Origin of the sequence: Bacillus sp. OK048, assembly GCF_900103525.1 — a bacterium.
Lineage (GTDB): Bacteria > Bacillota > Bacilli > Bacillales > Cytobacillaceae > Neobacillus.
In genome coordinates, this window is record NZ_FNHN01000010.1 from 190,207 (window position 1) to 197,240 (window position 7,034).

9 protein-coding genes are annotated in these 7,034 nt (G+C 36.1%); 4 read left to right on the forward strand and 5 right to left on the reverse strand.

The features are described 5' to 3' along the window. Window positions 1-151 precede the first annotated feature (151 nt). Complete coding sequence (locus BLR86_RS18635) at window positions 152-1,213, reverse strand: alpha/beta fold hydrolase (protein ID WP_090764891.1); 1,062 nt, start codon at window positions 1,211-1,213, stop codon at window positions 152-154. A gap of 203 nt (window positions 1,214-1,416) precedes the next feature. Continuing rightward, window positions 1,417-1,860 (reverse strand): cell wall hydrolase, encoded by a 444-nt coding sequence (locus BLR86_RS18640; RefSeq protein WP_090764893.1) that lies wholly within the window; start codon window positions 1,858-1,860, stop codon window positions 1,417-1,419. A 244-nt stretch (window positions 1,861-2,104) separates the two neighbouring features. On the opposite strand from BLR86_RS18640, the gene BLR86_RS18645 reads away from it, so the two are divergent. Beyond that, window positions 2,105-2,428 (forward strand): BC1872 family protein, encoded by a 324-nt coding sequence (locus BLR86_RS18645; RefSeq protein WP_090764895.1) that lies wholly within the window; start codon window positions 2,105-2,107, stop codon window positions 2,426-2,428. A 97-nt stretch (window positions 2,429-2,525) separates the two neighbouring features. Here BLR86_RS18645 and BLR86_RS18650 read toward each other — a convergent pair whose 3' ends face one another. Next, window positions 2,526-2,867: a hypothetical protein gene (locus tag BLR86_RS18650; protein WP_090764897.1), complete on the reverse strand. Its 342-nt coding sequence runs from the start codon at window positions 2,865-2,867 to the stop codon at window positions 2,526-2,528. Between the two features lie 171 nt (window positions 2,868-3,038). On the opposite strand from BLR86_RS18650, the gene BLR86_RS18655 reads away from it, so the two are divergent. Then, window positions 3,039-3,320, forward strand: a complete 282-nt coding sequence (locus BLR86_RS18655) for a hypothetical protein (protein WP_090764900.1) — start codon at window positions 3,039-3,041, stop codon at window positions 3,318-3,320. Window positions 3,321-3,386: 66 nt separating this feature from the next. Next, entirely contained in the window at window positions 3,387-3,902 is a 516-nt protein-coding gene (locus BLR86_RS18660; protein ID WP_090764902.1) for a DUF3189 family protein, read from the forward strand. 178 nt (window positions 3,903-4,080) lie between these two features. On the opposite strand, the gene BLR86_RS18665 is transcribed toward BLR86_RS18660, so the two are convergent. Together BLR86_RS18665 and BLR86_RS18670 are read right to left on the reverse strand one after the other, a co-directional pair. Continuing rightward, a complete protein-coding gene (locus BLR86_RS18665) occupies window positions 4,081-4,839 on the reverse strand; it encodes a TerC family protein (protein WP_090764905.1) in 759 nt (252 codons plus the stop codon). Window positions 4,840-4,860: 21 nt separating this feature from the next. Continuing rightward, window positions 4,861-5,298: a MarR family winged helix-turn-helix transcriptional regulator gene (locus BLR86_RS18670; RefSeq protein WP_175492958.1), complete on the reverse strand. Its 438-nt coding sequence runs from the start codon at window positions 5,296-5,298 to the stop codon at window positions 4,861-4,863. Window positions 5,299-5,454: 156 nt separating this feature from the next. Here BLR86_RS18670 and BLR86_RS18675 point away from each other — a divergent pair, with 156 nt between their 5' ends. Beyond that, window positions 5,455-6,876, forward strand: coding sequence for a Na+/H+ antiporter NhaC family protein (locus BLR86_RS18675; protein WP_090764911.1), 1,422 nt, complete (start codon window positions 5,455-5,457; stop codon window positions 6,874-6,876). Window positions 6,877-7,034: the final 158 nt, after the last annotated feature.

A 7,034-nucleotide genomic window follows, 5' to 3' on the forward strand; every position in this document is an offset into this window, starting at 1 on the left:
TTTATTTACAATTGTATACAAAAACACTTGGGCATTATCCATCAAAAAAACAAAATGCACCCACGACGTTGATATCCCAACATTGGTGAGTGCATTTCTTTTTTTAAAATTTATATAAAATCATGATTTGAACTTATTTTTTACCAATCAATTACTTTACTCTAGCTGAACGTTCTGACAACCAAGGATCAATTGCAAAAGCAAACTTACCTGTTAAGCATAACGAAACATGACCTGCTTCCACATGTTGATAGGTTTTATCTTCGCTTGAAATTAGGTCCATGACAGGAAGACTTTGTGACTCTAACACTAATTCATCTCTAGTTGAGGATATGACCAATGTACTGCATCTAATGTTGGTTAAGTCCACCTTCTGACCGCCTATCTTCATTTCACCTTTCACAAGCTTGTTTTCCTTATATAATTCATTGAACATTTGCTTAAATGCAGCCCCTGAAAATGTTACAGCGTCTTTCATCCATTTATCCATTCTCCGCCACTTATCTACATATTTTTGATCATGGGCACGGGTGACCAAGTTTATTGTTGGACCAATATTAAATCCTTGCAGCGCCATAAAAATAAAATATAAAAACTCAGATGGGATCACTTCGTAAGCATCTGCGAACCTATCAAAATTAAGTGTCCCCTTTTGAATGGCTTTCACCCATTTATCAGGTACAATGACGTCGCTGTAGTCGATCGGAACTGCAGCTAGAACAAGGTTTTTGATTGGAAGATCCGTAAATGAGGCCAGAATAGCGGATAGTGTTCCACCAATACAATAGCCTACTAAAGATATTTCTGTTGCACCTGAATGTCTTATTGCCCGTTTTACCGCAACTTCCAGATAGTCGAAAATGTAGTCATCTAAAGTAAGATCCTTGTCTTCCAATCCCGGGGAACCCCAATCTAGCAAATAGACATCGTACCCTTGTTTTGTAAGGTTCCCAATGACACTACCTTCCTCAGAGATGTCGAGAATATACGCCTTATTTAATAAGGAATAAACCAAGAACAAGGGAGTGCTATATTTCTTTTCTTGAGCAGGGTGATACCACAAAACAGATTTATTTTTTTTCCAAACTGCTTTTCTTGGTGTAGACTCAATTTCAGGCTTTGGTTCACTTACTACTTTATAAATTGTGTTCCACCGCTGCATCTCAGTTTCAAGATTGAGCATAGGGATATTTATGAGTGATTTAACCGCCATTACTTATTCCACCTTCCCCTTTATTTGATTGTCAAATCTGTATTTTGATATCACTTACTCAGTTAATTCTCTCCCTCTCTTCCACATGAATGAATAGTCATTCATTGTTCTTTACCTGTATTTTACAATGAATTATAGTATCATACAAGAGGACAAATTGAAGATTCTGAAACAAAATTAAGAAGCTTACTCAAAGAGTAAGCTTAAGCTCCTTTATAAACACTGTCACATGTTCCAGCTTTTGGTTCATAATAACAATGCTGTTTAAATTGACCAGAATGAGGTTGACTGTACCATGTTGGAGGACATGGAGCATGAGGATTAAAATACCAAAGGGAATATTTTGATGGATGTTCTCGCCAATAATCCAAATTTTGCTTGGCTAATCTTTTTTCAGCCGTTCTTGCTCTTTGATAAAATACATTCCCTTTTTGAACAGCTTCAAAAGAAAAATTTCCCCCTTGTACATGAAAAATGACATCATTAACGTTTCTTACATCTTTAAAGTCTAAACATTCTGCCTTAACACGATTAACAATAACATTTCCAACCATTAACATTCCCTGTTTTCCTTCACCTTCAGCCTCTGCTCTCATCATCCTTGCCATTAAATCAACATCTGAACTTCGATAATTTATTCTTGGCATATTCTCACCCCAAAAATATAGTATGAAAAAATGCCTACAATGATGTCAATGATTATTAAATTAGAGTTTTAAATTGGATGAAAACTATGGCCAGTTGCTGAACATATCACAGGAAAGGTTTTATATTTTTTAGCCTGAAAAAATATCCAATTATTTTTAGAAAATGGTGGTCGATTTCTATTTTGTGTTATATAATAATCAATAATAATATTTCTGTTATATAACATAGAAAGGGGAATGAACTATGAACAAAACAGATTCAATTGCAAGAAGAATACTTGGGTGGAAGTTAAATAGATGGGACCGCTGGTTTGATTATGAAAAAGGAATTTTCATTCATGATTCAGAGTTTCAACCAGAACAAAATCTTGAACATGCCATGCTGATCGTTGAAAGATTAGAGAATTTCGGATTTACTTTTTCAACCTCTGGAGACTCCGAAGTTAGCTTTAATAACATCCGCGCAAAGGGTGAAACATTAGCACAAGCCATTACGAATGCTGCCTACTCCATCATCGAACAAAACTCTGCCACTAACACCACTAGATTCTGGAGTACAATGTGTTAGCTTAATTTAATAATACAACCTTCAAAAGCCTGAATCTTAAGCAAAGTCCCAAGACCTTAAAGGTCTTGGGACTTTGCTTTGTTATAACTAATACAGGTTATTTATTTAAAAGGATTGTTCCGATTGCAATTAGAAAAATTCCAACAATGGAATATAGGGAAATTTTCTGCTGTAAAACAAAAATAGATAAAATGGTAACAAGAACAGCATAGATCCCCGTTTGCAGGCCTCCTAGCATGACCGTATTTCCAAATGTTTTACTACCCTGAATGAATCCCCAGGTTAGTACAATGTTACCTAAAAAACTAAGAGGAAGAAAATATACATTAAATTTAAAGGTATCTTTAAGCGTTGGTTGAAAAAAATAGGCAGATAAAATGGGTAATAAGGAAAAAACAGTCGCACCAAATATAATTGCACCAATTACCAGAAATTTCAAATGAACACCTCTTTATGATAATCGTCTTAACTAGTATCGCAAATTTCTTTTCCATCTATTCTGATCTCTTTTATAAGTTGCAACCGCCTAAAGTTTAAAAGTATAGTAACTGGTGTATATTAACATTGTTATAACTTATTTACACAGATTACTTTAAGTAGGTGCATTAAAATGGACTTCCCGACAATACACACAAATTTCTGGGACGCTGTTATTGCAGTTCCAATCGTAATGTTGATTACTCAACTAATAAAAATATTTTTCAAAATTAAGAAAAAATATGTTCCAACCATTGCACTAATTTTAGGCTTAAGCATTTCAATTTTTATCAGCCATCGCCACCATTTTATTCCAGGCCTTTTTATGGGCTGGTTTTATGGGAGTGCTGCAGTTGGTTCTTATGCTTCACTGAAGACAACGCTGCTTGCATTTAGAAATAAGAAAAAAGAATGAACGGTTATTCTCCTGAAAAAATTCGGGTAGTCTTTTTGGAATTTAAAAAACAAGGGATGATTTACTATGATTTATATTTATAATGATTTTGCTGGAACTCATTCAACTGCTTTGGCGGCCGCATATCATTTAAAACAATTACCTCAATCGGAGAGAAAATTAACTACCGAAGAAATAGTAAATGTAAAGTATTTTAATCAACTTACCAAAAAGGATTTTGGTAAACTCTTTTTTCATGGGACTGATGAAAATGGTCACTCTGTTTATTCAATTGGACGGAAAAGGAACAAGTTTGCTGTCCCAGCAATGAAAGAAATGACTTTATTGCTTCTTGAAAAATTTCATGTAAATGAAAAAATAGTTTTTTCCAATACATCGCCTACTGTTCCAATTGCTATGTCACTTGGAGGATTATTTTCGAGAGGATTGCACATAGACTTTATAGGTGTACCGTTACTGGTGATGGGTGCCAAGCAGTGCTGTGATACTATTTATCGGTTGGTTGAAAACACCAAACAGGTTGGTAACACCACTTTCAATGAACAAGTGATTATTTTAGAAAATGAAATGTACCATGTTTAAGGATAGGACAGAGTCAGTAAATTTCGAGAATACCCACGAGAGCAGGAACCTTACTTAAAGGTTCCTGCTCTCGTTTGTTCGATAATCATTATTCGCTTAGCTATTTAGGAACAAAGATTCTACCCACCAAGTGGGTATCCTACAGTAGCCGCTTTGATAAAATAGGGGCTCTTTCACATTAATGCGAATATTTTTCTGCTCTCGATTTACGAATATAATGGACAATAAAGGTAACCACAAATGATAATACCAAGAATCCAATAAATATTTCATTTGCAATATGGATATCTACCAAGGTCAAACCCATTTTAATCGCAATAAAGGTAATCAAAATGTAGGCTGTTGTTTCAAGTTCAGGTACCCTGTCCATTAATACGATGAAGAATGTTGCGACACCACGCATAAGCAATATCCCGATCATCCCGCCTAGTAAAATCACCCAAACCTCGTCTGAAACTGCGAGTGCGGTCAGAATACTATCGACTGAGAAAGCTAAATCCATTAGCTCTACACTAATAACGGTTGCCCAGAAGAATCCAAATGTTTTTACAAGCCAGCCTTTTGGTTGAACTTGTTCTTCTTCTCCTGCCTCCTTGTGAAGCAGCTTGTCTTTAAAGAATTTAACGGCAAGCCACAACAAGTAAAGTGCACCGATTAATTTTATCCACCATAATTTAATTAAAAATGTTCCTAATCCGATAAAAATAAAACGGAATAAATAAGCTCCCCATAATCCATATACCAAGGCCTTTTTCTGCTGCTCCTTTGGTAATGGCTTAACAAAAGCGGACAACACTAGGGCATTATCTGCTGATAAAATACATTCCAGGACAGCTAAAGAAAGTATTAACCCCCATGATTTTGGTGAGGTCAGCACCTCTGCCCACATATGCCAATCTAACATGGCGGCATAGGTTGATACAATTCCTTCCCACATACGGCATTTCTCCTTTAGGTTCTAATTTATTTTCTCTAGTAATTCATTCAATTTCTGGAGGCCATTAATAATTTCGTTCAGGGTCTGATCCGACTCCCCTTTAATCCCAACTAAAATTTTGTCAACAAGTTCTTGATTCATCTCCTCAACTACATGAATACCTTCCGTTGAGAGAGCAACCTTTACAACCCTCTCGTCCGCTTCCTCTCTTACCCGTTCAATAAATCCTTTACTTTCAAGCTTTTTGCACATAGTAGAGATATTTGTTCCAGCAATATTTAATCGCTTCGCTAAGCTGCCAATAGTATGTGAACCATGGTGCTGTATTTCTATTAGTATCCTCCCCTGTAGTGTGGTTATCCCATGATGGTCACATAAAGTGGTAATTAAACTAGTAGTTTTCTCACTAATTTTTCTCGTATTATGCCAAAGAATATTTTTAAAATCGATTACATCCATGGTTACCTCCATTTAACTATAATTTATAGTATATATAATTAATACATATTATAAATTATCTATTTGCGATTGTCTATTTTCGTTTCGGTGATTTACATGAGTATTTATTAGGAGAAGACGAAACAATAATGATATTCAATTATGGGAGGAAGAACAATGGAACATACCTGGCTTTCACTAGTACCATTTCTTATCGTCATTGGGATGTCCATTTGGCTAAAAAACATTTTACCTGGATTAGTAGTGGGTCTTCTTGTAGGTTCATTGATTTTCACATCTGATTTATTAGATGGAACAGTACAAACTGTTACTTATATGGTAACCACCTTGTCAGATGAAACGAATATTAAAATTATTGCATTTTTATATTTATTTGGCGGTCTGGTTGGGATGATGAACATTTCTGGCGGAATTAAAGGGTTTTCTGAATGGGTCGGAACCAAAATAAAAAGTGAGCGCGGGCTCTTAGGCTTAATCTGGCTTACTCTCCCTTTTACCTTTATGATGCCAATGTTTCGGATTATGATGATTGGTCCTGTCGTGAAATCACTTGCTAAAAAAATGAACGTCTCCAAGCGAAAAGTCGGGCTAACTATGGACATTTCAACAGAGTCTGTTATCGTTCTTTTACCCGTTGCCACTGCTTTTGTTGGTTTCATGGTTTCCTTAGTGGAGGGCAGTATTCGAGATTTAGATTTAGATATGTCGCCTTACCAAATATTCTTGCTAAGTATATTGTTTAATTTTTTTGCGATTGTCACGTTAGTCATTGGCATCGTCCAAACCATTTGGAACCCTGCTAAAAAAACGAGTAACGTCAAAGGTGAGCAGGAAAAACTGGAAGAGGAAGAGCATGAATTTCATCGTATAGGGATTAAAAAAGAATTATCATTGGTAAAAGCCCAACCATGGAATTTGATTGTTCCCGTCTTTCTACTACTAGGATTTTCATTATTTCTCTTGTGGCAGGATGGTACTTCGAAAGGAGCGGAAACGGTTTTCGAAGCTTTTTCCATTGCTGACGCTACCTTTGTCATGCTGTTAGCCGTATTTATCACGCTTGTTTTGTCATTAATTTTTTATATGATTAGAAGACAAACTCTAACTGAACTGTTGTACCATTTCTATGATGGCGGCAATCAGATGATGGAAGCGATCAGTTTGTTGATTTTAATATGGTCACTAACCCTTTCAGCGGAGGATCTTGGTTTTTCCACCTTCATTAGTTCAACCTTAGGGGCGTTCTTACCTGCTTGGTTAACACCAGCCACGATTTTTCTGCTCGGTTCGGTCGTTGGCTATTTTATTGGGTCTTCATGGGGAACATGGGGATTGTTTATGCCACTGGGGGTTTCATTAGCAGTTTCTACAGGTGCCTCTATTCCGTTAACAGTAGGTGCTGTATTTGCAAGTGGTGCATTTGGGGCATTAGCTTCACCGTTGGGTGATACCACGATTACCACAGCTTCAATATTGGATTTACAGATTGTTGAGTATGCACGTTATAAGTTGAAGGTTTCATTGATAGGTGGAGTTATTTCGATAGCTTTCTATTTGGTTGCTGCATTGTTAATTTGAAAATCTGCCAAATCAATTCGATACCTATACATTGAAGATAAAATATAAAAACTCGGCAAATTTGCGAGACTGCTGAAAAAGTCTCAATATAACCCTTGTAATGATTAAAGGAGGAGGAAACTCTTCCTTTTTCGTATGCATTGATTTAGTTGCTGAAG